At 57.6% G+C, this 21,269-nt stretch carries 21 protein-coding genes and 1 pseudogene; 15 read left to right on the top strand and 7 right to left on the bottom strand.

Features of this window, described 5'->3' with window-relative positions; genetic code table 11:
* Positions 1 to 55: 55 nt before the first annotated feature.
* Both HY010_12715 and HY010_12710 read left to right on the top strand, forming a co-directional pair.
* Complete coding sequence (locus tag HY010_12715; protein ID MBI3476587.1) at positions 56 to 943, top strand: SIR2 family protein; 888 nt, start codon at positions 56 to 58, stop codon at positions 941 to 943.
* Between the two features lie 273 nt (positions 944 to 1,216).
* Positions 1,217 to 1,840 carry an SIS domain-containing protein gene (locus HY010_12710; protein ID MBI3476586.1) on the top strand — a complete coding sequence of 208 codons (624 nt, stop codon included), beginning with the start codon at positions 1,217 to 1,219 and terminating at the stop codon, positions 1,838 to 1,840.
* Here HY010_12710 and HY010_12705 read toward each other — a convergent pair.
* Positions 1,837 to 2,526 (bottom strand): hypothetical protein, encoded by a 690-nt coding sequence (locus tag HY010_12705; GenBank protein ID MBI3476585.1) that lies wholly within the window; start codon positions 2,524 to 2,526, stop codon positions 1,837 to 1,839. The genes HY010_12710 and HY010_12705 overlap by 4 nt on opposite strands.
* Positions 2,527 to 2,846: 320 nt before the next feature.
* Here HY010_12705 and HY010_12700 point away from each other — a divergent pair.
* Positions 2,847 to 3,350 (top strand): annotated as a pseudogene (locus HY010_12700) (transposase).
* A gap of 156 nt (positions 3,351 to 3,506) precedes the next feature.
* Here the strand turns inward: HY010_12700 and HY010_12695 are convergent.
* Positions 3,507 to 3,905 (bottom strand): antibiotic biosynthesis monooxygenase, encoded by a 399-nt coding sequence (locus HY010_12695; GenBank protein MBI3476584.1) that lies wholly within the window; start codon positions 3,903 to 3,905, stop codon positions 3,507 to 3,509.
* 177 nt (positions 3,906 to 4,082) lie between these two features.
* Between HY010_12695 and HY010_12690 the strand changes: the two genes are divergently transcribed.
* Both HY010_12690 and HY010_12685 read left to right on the top strand, forming a co-directional pair.
* The gene (locus tag HY010_12690) at positions 4,083 to 4,985 is read left to right on the top strand and encodes an alpha/beta fold hydrolase (protein ID MBI3476583.1); all 903 of its coding nucleotides are present in this window, start codon (positions 4,083 to 4,085) and stop codon (positions 4,983 to 4,985) included.
* Between the two features lie 452 nt (positions 4,986 to 5,437).
* On the top strand, positions 5,438 to 5,914 hold the full coding sequence (locus tag HY010_12685; GenBank protein MBI3476582.1) for a hypothetical protein: 477 nt from the start codon (positions 5,438 to 5,440) through the stop codon (positions 5,912 to 5,914).
* A gap of 125 nt (positions 5,915 to 6,039) precedes the next feature.
* On the opposite strand, the gene HY010_12680 is transcribed toward HY010_12685, so the two are convergent.
* On the bottom strand, positions 6,040 to 6,234 hold the full coding sequence (locus HY010_12680) for a hypothetical protein (GenBank protein ID MBI3476581.1): 195 nt from the start codon (positions 6,232 to 6,234) through the stop codon (positions 6,040 to 6,042).
* Between the two features lie 35 nt (positions 6,235 to 6,269).
* Positions 6,270 to 6,632, bottom strand: coding sequence for a PilZ domain-containing protein (locus tag HY010_12675; GenBank protein ID MBI3476580.1), 363 nt, complete (start codon positions 6,630 to 6,632; stop codon positions 6,270 to 6,272).
* 534 nt (positions 6,633 to 7,166) lie between these two features.
* On the opposite strand from HY010_12675, the gene HY010_12670 reads away from it, so the two are divergent.
* Positions 7,167 to 8,084 (top strand): helix-turn-helix domain-containing protein, encoded by a 918-nt coding sequence (locus tag HY010_12670; protein ID MBI3476579.1) that lies wholly within the window; start codon positions 7,167 to 7,169, stop codon positions 8,082 to 8,084.
* Between the two features lie 19 nt (positions 8,085 to 8,103).
* Here the strand turns inward: HY010_12670 and HY010_12665 are convergent, their stop codons facing one another.
* Together HY010_12665 and HY010_12660 are read right to left on the bottom strand one after the other, a co-directional pair.
* Positions 8,104 to 8,823 (bottom strand): gamma-glutamyl-gamma-aminobutyrate hydrolase family protein, encoded by a 720-nt coding sequence (locus HY010_12665; protein MBI3476578.1) that lies wholly within the window; start codon positions 8,821 to 8,823, stop codon positions 8,104 to 8,106.
* Between the two features lie 27 nt (positions 8,824 to 8,850).
* Positions 8,851 to 9,147: a hypothetical protein gene (locus HY010_12660; GenBank protein MBI3476577.1), complete on the bottom strand. Its 297-nt coding sequence runs from the start codon at positions 9,145 to 9,147 to the stop codon at positions 8,851 to 8,853.
* 71 nt (positions 9,148 to 9,218) lie between these two features.
* Here HY010_12660 and HY010_12655 point away from each other — a divergent pair, with 71 nt between their 5' ends.
* Positions 9,219 to 9,956, top strand: coding sequence for a hypothetical protein (locus tag HY010_12655; GenBank protein MBI3476576.1), 738 nt, complete (start codon positions 9,219 to 9,221; stop codon positions 9,954 to 9,956).
* A gap of 2 nt (positions 9,957 to 9,958) precedes the next feature.
* On the opposite strand, the gene HY010_12650 is transcribed toward HY010_12655, so the two are convergent.
* The gene (locus HY010_12650; protein MBI3476575.1) at positions 9,959 to 11,428 is read right to left on the bottom strand and encodes a hypothetical protein; all 1,470 of its coding nucleotides are present in this window, start codon (positions 11,426 to 11,428) and stop codon (positions 9,959 to 9,961) included.
* Between the two features lie 871 nt (positions 11,429 to 12,299).
* Between HY010_12650 and HY010_12645 the strand changes: the two genes are divergently transcribed.
* From HY010_12645 to argH, 8 genes are all read left to right on the top strand, one after another.
* Positions 12,300 to 12,617 (top strand): hypothetical protein, encoded by a 318-nt coding sequence (locus HY010_12645; protein ID MBI3476574.1) that lies wholly within the window; start codon positions 12,300 to 12,302, stop codon positions 12,615 to 12,617.
* Between the two features lie 178 nt (positions 12,618 to 12,795).
* Positions 12,796 to 13,338: an outer membrane beta-barrel protein gene (locus HY010_12640; protein ID MBI3476573.1), complete on the top strand. Its 543-nt coding sequence runs from the start codon at positions 12,796 to 12,798 to the stop codon at positions 13,336 to 13,338.
* Between the two features lie 278 nt (positions 13,339 to 13,616).
* Positions 13,617 to 14,216: a TetR/AcrR family transcriptional regulator gene (locus HY010_12635; GenBank protein ID MBI3476572.1), complete on the top strand. Its 600-nt coding sequence runs from the start codon at positions 13,617 to 13,619 to the stop codon at positions 14,214 to 14,216.
* The gene (locus tag HY010_12630; GenBank protein ID MBI3476571.1) at positions 14,206 to 15,468 is read left to right on the top strand and encodes a TCR/Tet family MFS transporter; all 1,263 of its coding nucleotides are present in this window, start codon (positions 14,206 to 14,208) and stop codon (positions 15,466 to 15,468) included. Before HY010_12635 ends, HY010_12630 begins: the two co-directional genes overlap by 11 nt.
* A 60-nt stretch (positions 15,469 to 15,528) precedes the next feature.
* Positions 15,529 to 16,710, top strand: a complete 1,182-nt coding sequence (locus HY010_12625) for a pyridoxal phosphate-dependent aminotransferase (GenBank protein MBI3476570.1) — start codon at positions 15,529 to 15,531, stop codon at positions 16,708 to 16,710.
* A 404-nt stretch (positions 16,711 to 17,114) separates the two neighbouring features.
* Positions 17,115 to 18,122 carry an ornithine carbamoyltransferase gene (gene argF / locus HY010_12620; GenBank protein MBI3476569.1) on the top strand — a complete coding sequence of 336 codons (1,008 nt, stop codon included), beginning with the start codon at positions 17,115 to 17,117 and terminating at the stop codon, positions 18,120 to 18,122.
* Positions 18,115 to 19,329, top strand: a complete 1,215-nt coding sequence (locus tag HY010_12615; protein ID MBI3476568.1) for an argininosuccinate synthase — start codon at positions 18,115 to 18,117, stop codon at positions 19,327 to 19,329. The genes argF and HY010_12615 overlap by 8 nt, the downstream gene beginning before the upstream one ends.
* 378 nt (positions 19,330 to 19,707) lie before the next feature.
* The gene (gene argH, locus HY010_12610; protein MBI3476567.1) at positions 19,708 to 21,096 is read left to right on the top strand and encodes an argininosuccinate lyase; all 1,389 of its coding nucleotides are present in this window, start codon (positions 19,708 to 19,710) and stop codon (positions 21,094 to 21,096) included.
* Positions 21,097 to 21,269: the final 173 nt, after the last annotated feature.

Genomic DNA, 21,269 nt, shown 5'->3' with positions numbered 1-21,269 from the left:
TGAACTGGCGACATTCTTTCGTACGTTCTTCGGTATTGACGTAGATCACGACAACATGAAAAAGACTGTCTTCCCAACCTTTGAAGAAGCGCTCGGGACACTAGAGCTGGCGATCTCTCGGGAAGAACATTTTCGCGGACTCGATCTTCCCACGTTGTTTGGGCAGGGCTCCCGGATAAGAAGCGTCAGGCAGTCCTTGATTCTCCTAATAGCTATCATTCTGGATCATACGCTAGAGAACTCCAAAGACTTGCACAACCGTCTGATCTCGCGACTCGTCGAGGAGGAGATCGTCAAGAATTTTGAATTTCTCAGCCTGAACTACGACATCTTGGTCGACAACGCGCTGGTTGCACAGGAAAGAATCTTTGACCTTGACTACTGCTTGGAATTCACGAATTTCGATAATGTAGGACAATGGCATCGCCCCAATCCTAAGAATTCAGTGCGGCTTCTTAAACTACACGGTTCTTTGAACTGGCTCTATTGTCCAACTTGTCGAACGATGACCCTAACACCTAAGGACAAGAGCGTCTGTAAGTTGGTCACTGACCCCGACGCGTGTATCTGTTCGTGCGGGACGCTGTCAGTACCCATAGTCATTCCGCCGAGCTACTTCAAGGTGCTCTCCAATCTGTATTTGCAGGAAGTGTGGAATGCTGCGGAACAGTTGCTATCCAAGTCGGATGTGTGGGTTTTCTGTGGATATTCGTTCCCAGAGGCCGACATGCATTTGAAATATTTGCTGAAGAGAGTCCAAGTTAATTCTTCAAAGTTCCGCCGAGTGCTCGTTTTCAATTGGCATTCAAAGAAGAAGAAGAACGAGGCCAAGACCGAGGAGAATCGACTGAAACGATTCTTTGGCTCGGGATTCGATTTGGACTACAAAAGGAACTCTTTCGAGGATCTAGTGAGCGATCCGCTAACGCTACTCCTTCGTTGATGATCTCCACGGAACCCGGGCCGGCCCGGTCAACTGTCGAAATCGGAGTCCCTGAGCGTAGGGAAAGCGGGGAGGGAGCATTTTGCCGTCCGTATACACCACCCCGTCAAACGGATGACGGGGTGAGAACACCACGGGATGGAATATGCACCCCCCTGCCGCGCGGCCCGCTTAAACCGTTTTCCGTTGAACGGCCTATTTGCTCGCAGCCTTTTTTGAGTGGGACTTCTATAATTTAACAATGGCAAATCATTTCAGAGACGAGACTTTCCAATGACTTTCTCAGAACAATACCTTGCAGACGTCCAATCGGTAATCCGTAGGCTCGACGGGGAGGCTCTGGAACGTCTAGCGTCTTCACTTGCGGCAGTCCGTGATCGCAACGGGCGGATTCTTGTCGCCGGTTTGGGGGGTGGAGCGAGTTTAGCAGCGCACGCGGCGAGTGACCTACGCATGACAGCTGATCTGGAGGCCTACGCGTTCGCTGATAATGTTCCGGAGCTGACGGCGAGAATCAACGACTATGGTTGGAATACAGCGATCACTGGCTGGCTAAAAGCAACGCATTTTAGCCGTCGAGATTCACTTTTGGTATTTTCTGTTGGAGGTGGCAGCGTAGAAAAAGGTGTAAGCGTGCCACTTGTCGAAGCTATGAAGTATGGGCGTGAAATTGGGTCCGAAATCTACTCAATCGTCGGTCCCAGCGGCGGCTTCGCCAAAGAAATATCGGACATATGCATACTGATTCCGGCTGAACGCGGCGAGCGCCTCACGCCGATTACCGAGAGTGTGCAGGCAGTGGTTTTGCACCTCTTAGTTTCGCATCCCACACTGAAGCGGAGAATGAACAGGTGGGAATACATCTATTCGTCGAGCACAGAAAACAAACAACCTTAAACTGGAGGCTTCGATTCCACGCCGACGATGCTTGGTTCTTCTTTAAGCTTCTTCCAATAGCCACGCACCTTCTTTTCATAGGCCTTGACCCTGCTGCTGCCACCCCATTCCTTACAGAACCTCAAGTAGATGTAGCCAGTCGCACAAGAAAGAAGGGCTGAGACGTAGCTCCTCAGATGAATGCCGGTGCACCATAAAATCACACCTTGGAATGCATCAGCCGGGTGATACACGCGATGCGCGAGGTCCACCGGGGGCAAATAGAGCAAGCAAAGAGCCCACGGAAAAACTAAACTGATAATTCCGAGCGATTTGAACACATTCATTTGGGGTTTGCTGTAGCCTTCATACTCAAATTCCTCATGTCTTCGAAACTCTGCCCAGTCTGCTTCCCAGCCGGAGTCTTCCGTTTCTTGCAGATAGGTTGTCAGAGTTCTAGCCCACAATATTAGTTCGTGGTGTAACCAGAGGAGAGCGGTGAGAATCACGTTTAACACAACGGAGGCTATGAACGGTCTTTCAGGAACTGCCACCTTTCCTGCATCCATTTGCGGGAAGGACCAGGCGACAACGGCCCCAAACACCGTCACGGCGAACGTGGTGACCAGCAACCGCTGATTTACAACTTGCGTAATCTCCTGATGCAGTTTTCTCCTATCCTCATCGTCGGGACCTCGAAGTGGCATCTGGTTTAGCTCCAAGCTAGACTGTTTCGCTGTTTTTGGCAGACCCTATGCCGGTGCCTCATAGCGAACAGCGAAATGATACGCCAAGACCAGTGGCTTCTTCATCCCAGGGAGTCTTGCGGATCAGCAGGGGGGTAACAAGCTGTTGGGCGTTCGCGGTTCAAGCACCAGACTAGGTGGTTACTTGCCAAGTGCTGGCGGGTGGCCCATACATTCGAGGGTGCCCCACACATCGCGTTCGTTGCGATGTGTGGGTTTTGTCACCATCACGATGTATCGGGATCACCGACGCCCTGCCGTCCGACCACTACTCTAACCGAGTGACCAAAGGACTCATTCGCTATTACGGCAACCAAGACCTGCATTTTATTACGTGCAGTTGCTATCGCCGGCAAGCGCAATTGCGAACCGCCAAACGCCGCGACCTGTTCCTGACAATCCTCGAAGAAACACGCCGTAAGTACCGCTTCGTCGTGCACGGATATGTCGTCATGCCGGAACATTTCCATCTGCTCATCACCGAACCCGAAGTCGGCGATCCTTCGGTGGTGATGAAAGTGATCAAACAGCGTTTTGCACGACGCGTCAACCAACCCCGAAAACGAATTCACCCGGCCCAGATCGCGCTCTGGGATTCTATTCCTGACCCTATCTGGCAGAAGCGTTTCTACGATTTCAACGTTTGGACTGAACGAAAGCGCATTGAGAAGCTGCGCTACATGCATCGTAACCCGGTCAATCGCGGACTCGTCGAACAACCGGATCAATGGCGGTGGAGCAGCTTCCGTTCGTACTACTGTGGTGAGAAGGGTCTGGTCCGCGTCAACTTTCAGGATTGGCCGCTGGAGATCAAGGCGCGTCCGATGGAACACTTTACTGACGGAAGCACCACGCTTCGCTCACTCATTCGCAAAGTACGCGAATGAATGGGGCACCCCGAGTTACCTGGGCACCCCGCGCGTAGGAGTGTGCTCGGGAGTTCATTTCGATTTTGAGCCGAGTAGAATTGGGTCGGTTTCCACCAACCTGAGAGATTTGACCATCTGCCCAGTGCGAGTTTTGTATGTTTTGAAATGTGGACTCTGGATATGCGATTCGTATGCAGCGGCATCCTTGTAGGTCTCGAACAATCTAATTTGTTCAGGATGTTCCTTGAGCGAAACGGCGAGCAGCGTCAAGACCCCCGGCTCTATGCGAATCGAGGTCTCAATTTCTTCTTTGAGCGCGGCCCTGTAGGCGTCAAGCTGCGCCGGGTCAATTTCCAGTTCTGCTATCCGCACAATCGGGCCAACGGATTCGGCAGTGGCACTCCGCTGGTCCATAAATAGCAATGAGCCAACCAACGATGCCCCGAGCAGCAGAACTTGTCTCCCAATCATTATGCAACTCCTTAACAAGAGTAGGGCGATTTGGCGGGTGGCCCACTTCTCCGCCATCATAGACAAATTCGGTGGCAGGTGGCCCATACATTCAAGGGTGCCCGCCTGAGACGGATTTACAATAATTCAAATGAAGGGCCAAGGTATTGGACTACCGTTTGAGGAGATGCGGACTTGATGACCCGTGTTGCTGTGCTTACTCTGCTCGCGCTGGCGTGTACCGGTGAGCAGTCGCTGCGAGGGCAGATGATAACAACTGCCGTAGTTGCAGATCCACCGGTAGACGCGAAATTTCCGCCTGGCATCGCCGGAATCACAGTCCCGAGCCACGGCGTGGACATGGATGCTACCTACTATCTTGCCAGCGGGGCGGGACCGCATGTGACCGTGCTCCTGCTGCAAGGGCTACCGGGTTATGAGAGTAACGTCGATCTTGCGCAGTCGATCCGACGCGCGGGTTGGAACGTGCTGCTCTTCCATTATCGTGGGACGTGGGGCACGGCGGGCACATTTTCGCAGTCGTCTGCCATCGAAGACACGGCCGAGGCTGTGCGGTTCTTGCGTGATCCGGCAACCGCAGCAAAGTACCGCAGCGATCCGAAGAGGTTGGTGGTAGTTGGCCACAGTATGGGTGGATTCCTGGCTGGATACGAGGCCGCCCACGACCCGGACATTACGGCGGTGGCGATGATCTCAGCGGTGAATTTGGGCAAGGTCAATGCTGATCCTAAGGAACGCGAGGAGCGCTTGAAGCGTTGGCAAAACAACCTGCACCCGGTACAGGGAACTAGTGCGGCAGCCCTTTTTAGCGAGGCAGAGCGGCACGCCAAGGACTGGGACTATGTGCAATGGGCTGACGCTCTGCGCGCCCGGCCAGTACTACTCGTCGAGGCTGACGATCAGAACCATGCCGACATGGAAGCCCTTGTCGGCGCGTTACAGCAGAAGGGCGCCGTTGCGCTTAGTCATGTGGCAGTGGCGACTGACCATACCTTCTCAGATCGTCGCATTGCATTGCAGACGATAGTGATCGAATGGCTGGAGAGGTCGAAGAAAGGTGTACCCGCAGACAGGCACTGATTGCATCTTCCGTTCCTGACCGGGCTCGTGATTGTTGGCGAAAAATCCCGCTTACACCGCGCCCGCTGCCTAGGAACAACACCCTTCGCGGCAGACAGCATCATTCCCCACTTCTCGCAAAAAGCGCGAGAAATGGGGCACCCCGCGCCTGGAAATGAGTCGCGCACCTGGCGCGCCAGCCGTGGCCTGTGATTTGTCGCGAAAGTGCCAGCCCCCATACTCCGAGGTGGAGATTGCACCCGCGGCCCAGTTCAATCACAAATTCCCAATCACAAAGACCTTCTTCATGTGTACGCACCAGGCTTTCGACAAAATCAAACTTTTCCTCCCACCTCATCATTTTCTTGTCCAGATGTCGTGTTTTTCTTCCCGTCTTCGATTTCAGGACTAGACGCTTATCGGGCCTCATCACCGAGAGCGGACTTCTAGAAAAAGCGAAGAGGTAAAAAGTGATGCCATCAACAAACACTCGAAATGTTGTATTGCGGGCAGTCCTCGCCTGCCTGATCATCGCCGGCGCGGTTTCGGCCTTTGCGATCCCCACCAAGCAGGTAGCACGCAGCCTGACCGCCAAAACGGTTACCGCCAAGTGCTGTGTTCTGTTTGGCCCCGCCGTCTCGATCACCGAACCAACCGCCGTCGCTCCCGTAATTGTGACTTGGAACAGCGATTACTCCATCAACGACGAATTCCGCATCGGGCTCAGTCTGAATGGCGGTTCGTGCCTCTCTTACGGATCGGGAGTAGGCCCTCTACTTACTATCCCGGGCAGCGGTTTCCAGGCCGTGACCTATCAGTGGGTTCTCTTCCCCGGCGACGGACTCCTGAAGGGCAACAACACATTTCAGGTCTGTGGCGGAGGCGCGAATTCGGACGCCGCAGCCATCACCATCGGAAATAACACGCTCACCGTTCAAATTTCGAAGTAACAAATAACAAGACGCCCCATTTCTCGCGCACCCTGCGAGGAGTGGGGCGTTTCCGTATTTCGATGGATGATGGTTCGATGGAGAACGATGGCGTATCGCACGCAAGCCGGAAGCCAACTCGTGGGTTAGCTGGCTTCGAGTTCGCCAATAATATTGTTCAGGTTGTCTCGCAGTTCAGTAAGCAGATTCCGCAGCCGCACGGGAACCACGATCGGATCAAAGCGCGCGGCAGGAGTTGCTAACCTCAGCGCATCATCGAGTTCATTGCGCGCCTGGATCAGCTTGGCGGTGATGCCCTTCTTCTGCGCTCTGTCAGACATGGAACCGCTCCCGTGTACTGGACCCTCTGCCTCGCCTACCGACTCGAAAACGGAATCTCTGGTTGCCCCCGCAGAATCGCCTGAATCTCCTTGCGCTGCGCAAAGCTCAAGGCTGTGAACTGAAATCCGTATTCGGTTCCACGGCTGCGCGCCACCTTCGCTGGAATGACCATCCGCTCTGCGGTTGACAGCGGCACTTCGAGCGAAATGAGTTCGCCCACGATGAGCAGGTCAGCGACAAATGCCGACAAGCCGCTCTCGCTGAGATCGCGGGTCCAGCCCTGTGCTGCAAGCTTCTGGTTCTCCCGTTGCCAGCGGATCCGTATCCTCGCCTCAAACAAATGCCGCGGGGCGATCCGATCAGCCGGGCTGGTTGGGTCGACTGGAACGTGAACCATTCTTTTGTGGATTGCCTTTCTTCGCAGCTCGAGCCTTCAACCTCCCCCGATTGAAGGCTCGATTCGCTGCTTTGCAGAACACCCAATCCCCGCACGGCTCGATCCCCTCGGATACTTCCGCGTGCGCCGAACGGAGGCTTGGACTCTGGAATTCAATCTCTCGCAACTCTCCGGTCCGGTCTATCCACATAGCGCAACTGAAGCGATCCGGTTACGGGAGTGCGGGCCGCTCGCTGAATCTGGGGACCCACGCGCCATCGAAATCCGTCCCGCCTCGCTATCCAGATTGCGCAATTGACCTGTTGGACGCGGCTTTTCGAGCACATCTGCGTGGCAGGGTAAACAGAATCTTATGGGGTTGAGTCACGAATTTTTGCTAAAATCGTGCCCCTAACCACTATTCATGAAACCGGTCCCAGAGGATTTTCATTACGACACCAACCTCATGCGGGGAAGGAGATAGGTATTAAGGCAAGTCCCTTTCCCCGCGACCTGGTTCTTCAGACCAGAGATCCGGACGAGGCCGCATCCCTTTTGGCGGATGCCGCCATCCCCTATGTTTCGGAATTGCTGCCCGGCTCTCCGCCTTTTTCGACCCAGATTTTTGTCGGCAAGGGCCGGCTCATGCGCCTGGCGCGCGTCGTCACCAGTGGGACCATGCGAGTCCGATCGAAGTTGCCCGCCGATTCCTATGCGCTCGTCCTGGATCGCCGTAACGGCGCAGGATTGCATCGCTCGGAGAAAGGCAGCGTTGTCGTCAACTCACAATTTGCCTTTGTTCAATCCCCTCTGCGGCGTGTGGAAGTTCTAACTCCCGCCGATTTCGACGTAGCTTTTCTCAGGATTGCCACTGACGGCGTTGTCCAGGAATTGCAGAAAATGTTGGAACGCGAGGCGCGCACCGACCTGGTGTTTTCTCCGGTTTGCAACATGGAAACCGTGGCGGGCGAGCGCCTCCGCGAGCTCTGCAGGAATTATTCGCGTGTACTTTGCAGTCTGGATCTCCTTGCGATTCGCGAATCGCTCTCCGTGCAGCGTCTAGAGAACGACATCATCACGCTCCTTCTGCAGGCACAACCGCACAACTACACCCGATTGCTCAACCGCCACAGCGCTGCCGGCGCCTGGCAGCTGAGAACTGCCGAGGAATACATTGTCGCCCACGCGCATCTCTCGCCTTCCCTGGGCGATATCTGCCAGGCCGTAGGCATCAATGCGCGCACCCTGCAACATTCGTTTCGAAACAAACGCGGCTGCACTCCCCTGCAATTTCTTTACCGGGTCAGAATGGATGGAGTGCGTGCCGGATTGCAGCATCCTAATGGTTCTACGAGCGTGACCAACGAAGCGGCTCGTTGGGGCTTCCTGCATTTTGGCCGCTTCGCCCAGGAATATCGCGCGATGTTCGGAGAACTACCCAGCGAAACCCTTCGCCGTTCACGAAAGCTGTAGCAATCCGGCAATGCGCAGGCTATCTCTTCCGCGCGGCTGCAATAAATGCCTCAAAGATTTTCTTGGCCGACTCCGCAACTTCCGGCTCGTCATTCACGGAGCGCTCCGGATGCCATTGCACCGCCAGCACAAAATGTCCCGGAACCGTTCCTTCGAGTGCTTCAATCACGCCGTCAACCGGAGATCGCGCCACCACCCGCAAGCCGTCGCCGACCTCATCAGCGGATTGATGATGCGAAGAATTGACGGCGAGATCCACTTCGCCCCCGACGATCGACGCCAGCGTGGATTTCGGATCCACTTCCGCCCGGTGTGCATTCGAAACCGTGCGTCCCGCTTCGTGCTTGATCGACGACTCGATGTCCTGCACCAGCGTGCCCGATCGAAACACATTCAGTGTCTGCAGTCCGTAGCAGATTCCGAGAATCGGTTTGCGCGCACGGTACGCATCTTCTAACAGGAGTCTATCCACCGCATCGCGCTTGGGATCCGCTGCAGCCGTCTTTGGATGCCGCTCCGCTCGATATTCTGCAGGATCAATATCCGCCCGGCTGCCGGGCAGCAACACGCCTTCGCAGCCTGCAAGCTGCCGCCGGACCTGCTCAGGAGTTTGCTCGAGTTCGATGCGGACCGGCTCGCCGCCTGCCTTGCGTACCGCCTCTTCATATTGCGGAAGCGCCCGCTCGGCATAGGCGCGGTCGCCAGAGTGTGGAATGGGAATGGCTATGCGCGGCGTGATCATTCCGTATCTTTACTTATCCCTTACCTAACCTGCCCGCTCGGCGCCGGCCAGATTCTTGCGCCGGCGGTAGTGCCGGATTTCCATCGTCAACGACAGCACCAGGACAATCACGCCCACGCTGATCGCAAACGGAAACGCAATATAACGATACGCATACGGCATATTGGGCGCCGTGTGGTTCACCTGCGAATACACGATCGTCCCCAGGATGCTCAACAGTAAGCTGACGGCAAACGCCAGCAGAGTCACTACCACCGTCATGAGCAGGACGCGCAACGGAATTCCGATCCATCGCGGGCGGCTCGAAGTTGTTTCCGGCATGCTTCTAGGCTACACCATGAAACCACCGCCGCAGGATTAGGCAGTGACTACGTTGCGCTACAATAAACACTATGTCGCAAGCCGTTTCGGCGATCACGCGCAGCCCCGCGGACATTGTCCGGACCACTCCGGTCTCGCAGGCCGCCAATGGCATCTGCTATGCCCGGGCCGGCGAAGTCGCGATCTCCGACAACGATCTCGACCGCATGATCGCGACCGTCCCGGTCGCCGCAGCATCTGCGCTCACCCGCAAGGCGTACTACTTCGTCCCGCTCACCGTCAGCCAGGGCGATGAAACCGTAATTGCCGATCGCTACGACGTCGCGCTCAGCGACAACGCCGTCTGTCACCGCAATCTGAATCTCGGCGACGCGCAGTGCGTCTTCATTTCTACCCGCCTGATGGACGACAAGTTTTCCGTCGCCTTCGAGTTCTATATCAACGTTGGGCACGCGCTCGTCGAACGCGCCGGAGTCTCGCAGCCTTTCGCGGACATGGTCTGGCAGCAGGTGGAAGCGGGTGTTCGAGGGGAAACTTCGCTGGATGCCTGGGAGTCGCGCAAGCTCGCCACGGCCAATGGTCCCGAAGCCGAGAAGTATAAGACCGAGTATCTGACTGCCACCTTCGCCGACGCGATTTCGATCTACCTGCTCTCGCTCTGCCTCGACGTCGACTACTACGATCTTCGGGAACGCGACTACCCGTTGCTGGCGCCTGCGCCTCTCGCCGAACGCCTCCGCAAGATCGCTGAAATCTTCCCGCCCAATCCCGGATTCGAATTCAACATCTATTACAAACGTCGCACTTAGTTTTATTTCCAGGTGAACGTGGCGACCGCACCGGCGGGCAATGAATAGCTGAATTTCTGGCTCTTCCAAGTCACCGTGAACTGGTTCGTACTGTTGGCCGCATTCAGTACTAACAGTGCAATCGATCCGTCCGGATTTCGAAAAGCAACATCCTCGATACTTCCTGCTCCGAATGTATTGGACGTAATCCGGTGCGAGCCGGGCACGACGAATTTTCCCATGTGCCCCAATACGTAGTACTCGACGTTATAACTCACCGTAGAAGGACTCGTGCTCGTGTCGATCGTCACCACGCCCCGGCATTGCGCGCATCCGCCATTCGTTGGTCCTGAGTTCTGATCGAGCGCAATATTCCACAATGAGATGCTGCGCGCCCAGTTGCGCGTCGCGCCGATCAACAGGTGCTCCGTGTTCCACGCCAGATCGCCCGCGAAGTTCGATCCCACTGTCCCGGAACATTCCGTGAACCAGATGTCTTTATCCGGATACGCCGTTTTCACATCGGATTGAGCCGTTACGTCACCGGCATAGCAATGGAAAGCAGTGCCCGCCACATACGGCGCTGCCGAACTTGCCAGGATCGACTCCGGGTAACCGGGGTTGTCCCAGTTGTGGTCATAGCCGAAGACCTTCACCCCCGAGAGACTGGCTCCGGCTAAAGCGGGCCCAAGATGATTGGCTAGAAAATCAGAAGCGTCCGCCGCCGATAGAAATTCGCTCGGATAATTGAGCGTCGAGTTGAGCGGCTCGTTCTGCACCGAAATCGCATAGATTGGAATGCCCTGCTGCTGGTACGCCTGCACATACTTCACGAAATATTGCGCCAGGCTCGGAAAGTACGTCGTGATCATGCCTCCGCCATTCATCGTCCCAGTCGTCTTCATCCACGCCGGAGGACTCCACGGCAGCGCGACAACTTTGACTGCAGGATTCACCACGATCGCCTGCTGCAGCAGCGGAATGATCGCGTCTTGGTCGTGCGCAATCGAAAAATTCACCAGGTTCGGATCAGTCTGACCGCTCGGCATGTCGTCGTAGCTGTAATTGCCGGAGTTGGAAAAGTCGTTCGCACCCATCGGCTGCCGCAGAAAAGTAATCCCGATCCCATTCGACCGGCTGAACAGTTTCTGCATCAGGTCCGCTTGCTGCGAGCCATCGAGCTTGTTCCACATCAACCACGCCGACGAATCCGTCAGCGACGCGCCCACGCCATCCATCTGCTGGTACGCGACGCTATCGTCCACCGTGATGTTGAATTGGCCCGACCCGCCCCCGGAAGTGAATTGCACGGTCGGCTGGGATGCCAGTAATAAGGATCGATCGCCCGTTGTCACCACCGGCTGCACCGTCGGCCCGGGCGGCGGTGGTGGCGGTGGCGGCGAACTGCTACCCCCGCCTCCACACGCGACGCACGCCAAAACAATCGCCACGAGAAGCACTGTCAAGAAAATCTGAAAACGGCTGGAGCGCATGAGGGGGTCAGTAGTGGGGGTAAGAGTGTCCATGATTGTGGCTCCCTCTTCATCGTGACGAAAGAGCAAATACTCCGGCAGGAACCCATATTCTACCCGCGCCAACCGGAGCACCGCCAAGCGCACGTGTCACAGCATCCTGTGATAGGTGATGTTGTTCTATGGGTGGTGCGGTTCTGTGCGTGGTGCGGTCCTAACGGTGGTGTGCCTTACTGGATGGCCTTTGCCCTGTTGAGGATGTTGTCTTCCCGACAATCAGCGACCGTCGTCTCGTCCCGGAGGGACGTTCGAAAATAGCCCGCCAGTTTACTGGCGGGTATCGTGACACCGTTCCGTTGCAGTGCCGGAGGCACGACTGAAACCCCTCGCAAACCCAAATCGGAGGCAATAAAAAAAGGCCGGGGGACACTCCGGCCATTTCCCGAGCGCGGAACGAATCGGCAGTGCTAGCCCGTTTTGTCCCCCGCGACTTTCACTCCGAAAATCCGCGTTCGGTTTGAAACGCTGCCCTGGCCACACAAGTCATGCTTGGAGTGACCTAAGCGTCCCCAACCCCGTCAGCCATCCCTGGAGAGATGTCCAACGGCGCCGGAAACGAGTGCGGCGCAGGGCCAGCCAAGTGCCGTCAATGTAGGGCACCGTTCAACCTCAGTTGTCAGCGAAATGTCACTTTGTTGTCAAATCTGGTTTCCCGCCCACAATCTTCGCCTCAAGAGCACACTTCCGTTCACTTTCCGCAACTGCATTTTGCATTTATGCTGAATGCACTACCGGAAACACTGATCCCGGAAGACTTTCGGAGGCTGTTATTCCTTTCGGCACTTACACATTAGCCCTGGGCGCGCTTGCCTTGGCCGCGATGAGCTATGTCTTGTTTCGACGCAAGCCTAAAACTGCGGACGAACTGGAGCGCAAGCGCCGCACCTGGCTCTCCGAAGTCGGCCGCATCACGGACGGCACGGTCATTGACGTCCAGGAGCTTCCTTCCGAACCGCCCGCCACGATGCTCATCTATCAATACGACGTGGCCGGAGTTTCCTATGAAGCTTCCCAGGACGTCACCTATCTGCGCCAGTGGATCAACCTTCATTCCTGCCGTCTCGGCGTGCCCAGTTCGGTGAAATACGATCCCCACAATCCCGGAAACTCGATGGTGGTTTCCGAAGGTTGGATCGGGCTTCGACAGTAACGGTTCCGATTCCAAAGTTCATGTCCAGTGGGGTTTCTTCGTAGGCGACCACTGGGCAACTACTCCGCATCCAACTTCGACAGAGACCAACATTCAATGTGACGTTTCCAGCGGGCGCGTCCCGATGCGCCGCAACGTACTCGTGTGCGTACCGCCGGAAAACCAATAGGAGAGAACTATGCACCGGATTCTCGCTGTACTTTTTTTCGCATCCCTTCTGACTGGACAAGTTTTGGCTCAAGACGCGCCTCGCGCGGAAGTCTTTGGCGGCTTCCAGTATTTCCGTGCCGGTACCGGCACCCCCAGCCTGAGTGACTTCAACCTCAACGGATGGAATGCCTCGTTGAGCGGTTACTTTAACCGCTATGTCGGCGTGACCGGCGATTTCGGCGGCATGTATGGAACTCCTGAGTTTCTGGGCATCCCCATCCACACCAAGTACCACACCTTCATGTTCGGCCCGACCTTGCGCTTGCCGAATCCGACCCATCTCACTCCCTTTGTTCATGCCCTCGGCGGTGCCGCGCGTCTTTCGGGCGGATCCGCCGGCGTTAGCGTTTCTGAAACCGACGCTGCCTGGGCCGTCGGCGGAGGCGTTGACCTGAACATCGCTCCCTTGCTCAGCGTTCGCCTGGGCCAGGCCGACTTCCTGCAGATTCGCAGCAACGGATCCAACCTCAACAACATGCGCTACTCCGCCGGAGTCGTGCTCCGCTTTTAACCCGAGCCGCTTTTAACCGGAGCCCCTTTTAACCGGTACCCAACCACATCGCGAAAGCCGCGAAGCGGCGGAAGAATGCAGCCCACGGCGCAAGCCGTGGGTTTGTTTCGTTAGGAGACGCGAGCCCTGAAGGGGCGGAAGAATCGATCCCATTGCTAGATGTCGCCTCATTGGGGCTTTTCTCTTCTGCCCGATGTGACCCACCGCTTGTGCCGCTTCACGGCTCGCAGCCTCATACTTGAAACACTCGTTTCATTTATGCTACGCTCTGCCTCATCGTGAGGATCGCGAGCCAGTCCCGTCCCGCCGAGTTGCTCGACGATATCGTCGGCTACCTCGTCAAACACGGCGTCGCTGAATTGTCCCTGCGTCCTCTTGCCAAAGCGGTAGGCTCCAGCCCCCGCGTACTCCTTTACTATTTCGGGTCCAAAGAAGAGCTGATCGTCAAAGCGCTCACCCGTTTGCGCGAGCGCCAGCGAAGCACTTTCGGCGCCATGCGCGAAGCAAAGTACGACCGCCCATCCGACGCTTGCCGCGCCATCTGGATGCAGATGTCCGCTCCCCAGTCTGAACGCCTGTTCCAATTTTTCTTCGAGACGTACGCGCTCGCCCTGCGCCATCCCAAACGCTTCGGCGACTTCCTGCACAATGCAGTGCAGGACTGGATTGATTTCGTCGCCGCTCCGTTGCTCCGCAAAGGGCTACCCGGCAAGGACGCGCATGCCTTCGCCACTATCGTCCTCGCTGGCTTTCGCGGCTTCATGCTCGACTACTGCGCTTCCCGCGACCGGCCGCGCATCGACCACGCCGTCGATCTCTGGCTGCACTCTCTCGACACCATCTCATCGTATCTGCAGGAGAACTCTCATGCTCGGTAAACGTCACGCCGCCCTCAGTTTCATCTTTGTCACGGTCCTCATCGACATGTTGTCTTTCGGCGTGGTTGCGCCCGTCATGCCGAAACTGATCTCCGATTTTCTCGGCGGCAACACCGCGCGCGCTTCGGAATATCTCGGCCTCTTCATCACGACGTGGGCGCTGATGCAATTCTTCTTCGCGCCTGTCCTCGGACTACTCTCCGACCGCTTCGGCCGCCGTCGCGTGATCCTGATCTCCAACTTCGGCCTCTCCCTCGACTACCTCATCATGGCGCTCGCGCCCAACATTAGCTGGCTTTTTCTCGGACGCCTGCTCTCCGGCATCACCTCCGCCAGCATTCCCACCGCCACCGCCTACATCAGCGACGTCACCCCGCCGGAGAAACGCTCCAAAGCATTTGGCCTGCTGGGCGCGGCTTTTGGTGTCGGTTTTGTGCTGGGTCCAGCGTTAGGTGGATGGCTCGGCATGTACAACCCGCGTCTCCCCTTCTGGGTGGGATGCGGCGGCAGCCTGCTGAACGCGATGTATGGATTGTTTGTGTTGCCCGAGTCGCTCGCGCCTGAGAAACGTCAGCCGCGCTTGCGCTGGGAAAATGCGAATCCCCTCGGCGCTCTCCGCCTGCTCCGCTCGCACGCGGAACTGATGGGACTCGCCGCCGTCAACTTCCTCGGCTACGTCGCGCACGAGGTTTATCTCACCGTCTTCGTCCTGTATGTGATCTACCGCTTTGGATGGAACCAGCGCATGGTTGGACTGTCGCTCGCCGTCGTCGGCGTCACCTCGATCGTCATGTCCGGACTCGTCGGTCCCATCGTGAAAGCGCTCGGCGAACGCCGCGCACTCCTTACCGGACTATTCTTCGCCGCCGTTGGCTTCGCCATGTACGGAGTGTCCTGGTCCACTTCGATGTTCCTGGGATCCATCCTCGTCAACTCACTCTGGTCGCTCGCCGGACCCACTTCGCAAGCCCTCATGACGAAGCGTGTCTCGGGCTCAGTACAAGGAGAATTGCAGGGTGCAATCGCATCCCTGCGCGGCGTCGCGATGTTGATTGGACCGGGAATGTTCTCACTGACTTTCGCCTACTTTATCGCCCCCGCCCACACGCTAGCCGGAGCCCCGTGGTATCTAGCCGCAGCACTGCTGCTCATCTCGCTCGTGATCGCCGCATTCGTCACCGGAGACGACGGCGGCAGCAATAAAAACCGCCTCGTTCCCGAGCTAGCCGACGCCGAAGCCGACGCAAGTTAACCTGAGAACTGCGAACCGGGAACTGAGAACTGGGGTAAACTGTCCGCCACGAGGTGAGTGATGGCTTCTACTCCTGCTTCCACGTCCCGCCGATCGTTCCTCAGCCTGACTACCGCAGCTTCCGCTGCCGTCGCCTTGCGCATTGTCACCGAACCCATGCTCGCCCGCGCGCGTGAACATCATCCGCCGGCCGGTTCGATCATGATCGACGCCAATGAAAACCCGCTCGGCCCCTGCGTCTCCGCCCGCGAGGCGGTCGTTACCATCACCCCGCAGGGCGGACGCTACCTAGACGGCCTCACCGAAGATCTCGCGAAAACCATCGCCGAAACCGAAGGCCTCAAGCCGGACTACGTTCACATCTATCCTGGATCAAGCGACGCTCTTCATCACAGCGTGTGCGCCTTCACATCGCCGGCCCACTCCTACGTCACCGCCGACCCCGGATACGAAGCCGGAATGTTTGCCGCCGCCGCCGTCGGCGCGCGAGTCGTCAAAGTTCCGCTCACCAGGACCTACGCTCACGACGTAAAAGCCATGCTGGCCGCCGGTTCCGATGCAGGCGTCTTCTACGTCTGCTCCCCTAACAATCCCACCGGCACGCTCACCAGCCACTCCGATATTGAGTACCTGGTGGAGAACAAACCGAAAGGTTCGATCGTTTTGATCGACGAAGCCTACATCCATTTCTCCGACGCGACCACCGCACTCGATCTGGTCAAAGCCGACAAGGACGTGATCGTTCTGCGCACGTTTTCGAAACTTTATGGAATGGCCGGTCTGCGCTGCGGCGCCGCCATCGCCCGTCCCGAGCTGCTCGAAAAGATTCACAACTTCGGCGGATGGAACTTCATGCCCGTCACCGCCATGGTTGCTGCCACTGCCAGCCTGAAACACACCGGCCTGGTGCAGGAGCGCAAGAAGATCAACGCCGGCATCCGCGAAGAAACTTTCCAGTGGCTCGATCGCAATGGATACTCCTACGTCCGTTCCGAATCGAACTGCTTCATGCTCGACACCAAACGTCCTGCAAAAGAAGTGATCGACGCCATGGCCACACAAAAAGTATTCATCGGACGCATCTGGCCCGTCTGGCCCACCTACGCCCGCATCACCGTCGGAACCCGCCCCGAAATGGACCAGTTCCAGGACGCCTTGAAGAAAGTAATGTCCGGCGCCGTCACCGCCAAAGTAGCCCAGTCGAGGCCCCAACGCCGCGACGGCATGATGTTCCCCGTCTAGGCGAGTCAACTCCAGCCGCGAAGCCGCGCAAGATTACAGCCCACGGCAGAAGCCGTGGGTCACTGCAGCCGCGTAGCGGCGCAAGATTGCAGCCACGGCACAAGCCGTGGGTCACTGCAGCCGCGTAGCGGCGCAAGATTGCAGCCCACGGCGCAAGCCGTGGGTTAGGTCGTATGTCAGACCAGCCCCAACGGGGCGAAAGAACGTCTTTACGGCCGTCCTGTCTTCCGAAAATCGGCTCGCGATATCGACCCTCATTACTCCCGCCATCCCCGCCCGTATTTCCCCTTGACATCCCCGCCAACCCCAATGGATACTTATGCATCTGAATGAATATTAATCCAGAGACAAAACGGGAGCGCGCACACCGCCCCCGGAAAGCCAGGAGCACGCAGCCCGCGACCATGAGAACGCAGACCATCGAATCAACGAACGCCCCCAAGCCACAACCGGAGATCCCCGCGCGCGACCTCATCTCCACGCACGATCTCGCTCCCCACGAGATTCACGCTCTCTTCAACCTGACCGCCATGCTCAAGGAGCGCCCCGCTGACTTCCGCAGCGCGCTCGCCGGCAAGCAGATGGTGATGTTCTTCGAAAAGCCCTCCCTGCGCACCCGCCTCACTTTTGAAGCCGGCATGGACAGCCTGGGCGGTTCCACTTTCTTCGTCGACCAAACCGCCAGCCGCCTCGACGCCCGCGAATCGCTCAGCGACATCGCGCATAATCTCGAGCGTTGGATCGACCTCATCGTGCTCCGCACTTTCCGGCATTCGACCGTCGAGGACATGGCCGCTCATGCCGATGTCCCCGTGATCAACGCGCTCAGCGATCTCGAGCACCCTTGTCAGGCGCTCGCCGACCTCTTCACTTTGCAAGAGCACTTCGGCAGTCTCTCGAAAGTGCATCTCGCCTATGTTGGCGATGGCAACAACGTCGCGCACTCGCTGCTGCTGGCCGGGGCCGCGCTGGGAACATCGGTCTCGATTGCGACTCCCGCTTCCCACGCTCCTCTCGCAGCGATTGTGGAAGCTGCCGAAGCGATCGCCGAACAAAGCGGAGCTGCGATCAACATCTACACCGATCCGCGCGAGGCAGTCGCCGGAGCTGACGCCGTGTACACCGATGTCTGGGCCAGTATGGGACAGGAGCACGAAGCCAATTCCCGCTCCGCATTGTTCGCGCCCTATCAGGTCAATAGCGACCTCATGCAGGACGCCGCTCCGCATGCCCTGTTCATGCACTGTTTGCCTGCGCATCGCGGATGGGAAGTCACCAACGAAGTGATAGACTCTCCCAGCTCGGTCGTTTTCGACCAGGCGGAAAATCGCCTGCATATTCAAAAAGCCATCTTGATGTGGCTGCTCGGCAACGGCGTGGGCCGCTTGCCCGTAAGGAGCGCGCATGCCTGAGAAAATTGTCCTCGCCTATTCCGGCGGACTGGATACTTCGATCATCATTCCCTGGCTGAAGGAAAACTACGCCTGCGAAGTCATCGCCATGGTCGCCGATGTGGGACAAGGTGACGACGTCGAAGCCGTAGTCGAAAAAGCTTATAAGACCGGCGCCGCCAAAGTCGTCGTCGAAGATCTCCGCGAGGAATTCCTCACCGAATACGTGTGGCCCGCGCTGCAAGCCGGAGCCGTCTACGAAAACAAATATCTCTTGGGCACGTCGCTCGCTCGTCCGGTAATTGCGAAGCATCAGGTCGAAGTTGCCCTGCGCGAAGGCGCGTCCGCCGTCAGCCATGGATGCACCGGCAAAGGCAACGATCAGGTTCGCTTCGAGATGGCCTACCAAGCCCTCGCGCCCGAGTTAAAAGTAATTGCCCCCTGGCGTGAATGGGATTTGAAGTCGCGCGAAGACTGCCTCGACTATGCCGAAAAACGCGGCATCTCCGTAACCGCCAGCCGCGAGAAGATTCATTCCCGCGACCGCAACCTCTGGCACCTGAGCCATGAAGGTGGGGAACTCGAAGACGCCAACAACGCGCCTTTCGAAAACACCTGGCAACTGACCAAATCTCCGCAGGAAGCTCCCGACCGCGAAGAAAAAGTAGAAATCGGATTCGAGAAAGGCGTGCCCGTATCCGTCAATGGCATGAAGCTCGATCCCATTTCCCTGGTCGAACTTCTCAATGAAATCGCCGGACGCAACGCCGTCGGACGCATCGACCTGGTAGAAAATCGCTTCGTAGGAATCAAATCCCGCGGCTGCTACGAAACTCCCGGAGGCACTCTGCTCCTAACCGCCCACGGAGAACTCGAAGCCCTCTGCCTCGACCGTGATCTGCTGCACTTCAAGCAGCACGTCGCCCTGAAGTATGCCGAACTGGTTTACTTCGGCCTCTGGTTCACTCCGCTGCGCGAAGCGCTCGACGCATTTGTAGCGCCCACCCAGCAAACGATCACTGGCGCCGTGGGCCTCTCGCTCTACAAAGGCAACGTAACCGTGACCGGACGCAAATCCGATTACTCGCTCTACCGCACCGATCTTTCGTCTTTCACCATGGGAGCCAGCTACGATCAGAAAGATGCCGAAGGCTTCATCAAAATCCTCGGCCTCCCCTCCCGCGTCCGCGCCAAGACGCAAACCGAAAAACAGGTCGAAGTCGGATGAGCGGTTCGAGGACGGCGTCACAATAGCAAATTGCCGCAGCCGCGCAGCGGCGTAAGATTACAGCCCACGGCGCAAGCCGTGGGTTTCTTTTGTCAGAAGGACGCCAGCCCCGACGGGGCGAAAGAAGCGAACGCGCAGGTTGAGTCAACGACCGCCAGCCAATGCAGACATGAACAAATACGATCTTGACTTTGCTTTTGCGTGACGCGGTGGTTCACCGCCGACTTGCTTTTGGTGGCGCGGCGGTTCTCCGTTGACTTTTTTTGGGTGGCGCAGGCGGTTGTCCGTTGCCTTTGCTTTTGGGTGGCGCAGCGGTTCACCGCTGCGATATAGACTCTTTGTGATTGGGGCTTTAGCCCCCGAGGTAGCGTTGTGAAAATGTGGTCCGGCCGTTTCCGCCAACCGCTCGATCCCGACTTCGAACAGTGGCAGCGCTCGTTCCCCTACGATCGCCGCCTGCTCCTCTTCGAACTCGCAGCCAGCAAGGCTCATGCCCGTGCCCTCGAACGCGCCCAGGTTCTCACGAAAGATGAACTGGAGAAAATCCAAACCGCCCTCGACGAGATCGGAAAGCACGAACCCGTCGACTCCGAAGCGGAAGACGTCCACCACTACGTAGAAAAGCAACTCGCGAAATTAATCGGCGACACCGGCTACAAACTCCACACTGGACGCAGTCGCAACGAACAAATCGCCACAGACCTCCGCCTCTTTGTTCGCGCCGGCATTGACACCCTGCAAATCCAGCTGGCCGACTGGATCGACTCCCTCATCGCCCCCGCCGACGCCGCCGGCCCGGCAGCCATGCCCGCCTACACGCATCTGCAACCTGCGGAGCCTGTTCTCGTTGCGCACTGGCTTCTGGCTTATGCCGAGATGTTCCTCCGCGATAGCACCCGCCTCGCGGATTGCCGAAGGCGCACCAATCAATGCCCACTTGGATCAGGCGCTGTGGCCGGAGCCACGCTCGCGCTCAACCGTCAGGAGATCGCCAAGGATCTCGCTTTCGACGCGCCCACCGCCAACAGCATCGACGCCACCAGCGATCGCGACTTCGCCATAGAATTCGTCAACACACTAGCGCAACTGGCGTTGCATCTGAGCCGCTGGGCCGAAGAGATGATTCTCTTCTCCACTCCCGCCTACGGATTCGTGGAGTTGCCCGAGCCTTATTCCACCGGCAGCAGCGCCATGCCGCAAAAGAAGAATCCCGACTTACTCGAGTTAGTAAGAGGCAAGTCGGCGCGCGTCATGGGATACGCCTCCACCCTGCAGACTCTCGTAAAAGGCCTCCCCCTCGCCTACAACAAAGATATGCAGGAGAGTCAGGAACCACTTTTTCTTGCCGCCGACACCGTCACCAGCATGCTCCCGCTCGTCACCGGATTCATGCGCACCGTGGAATTTGACTTGAAGAAAATGGAACACGACGCCCAATCCAATTTCATGAACGCCTGGGCCGCCGCCGCCTACCTGGTCGAACGCGGAGTCCCCAGTCGCCTCGCCCACGAAGCCGTAGGCAAAGCCGTAGCCCTGGCTACCGGCCGTGGATGCGATCTGCAAAAACTTCCTCTTCCCGACCTGCAAGCGATCAACCCGGCCTTTGACGCCGCCTTCCCCTCGAAACTCGGCCTCGAAGAAGTCCTCGCCCTACACGATGTCCCCGGCGGCACCGCCCCAAGACACGTGAAACGCGCACTACAAAATGCGCGGGAGCGCGCCGCCGCCCTGCGTAGTCGGGAGGGCACGGCTTCAGCCGTGCCGTAAAGGCCATACAACGTCCGGCTTCACAGTTTGCTGAAAAACTTTGTTTTTGGGTGGCGCAGCGGTTCACCGCTGCGATAACACCGTTGTTTTCTAACTGGGCTTCAGCCCCTGACGCACTTGCAGCGGACTTCTTCAGCAAACTGTTCAGCCGCCGAGGCTGTCTTTTCCCGGTG

Source organism: Acidobacteriota bacterium (assembly GCA_016196065.1).
Lineage (GTDB): Bacteria > Acidobacteriota > Terriglobia > Terriglobales > Acidobacteriaceae > Acidiflorens.
The sequence above is the reverse complement of the archived record's forward strand: the minus strand, read 5'-3'. Positions and strand labels throughout refer to the sequence as shown.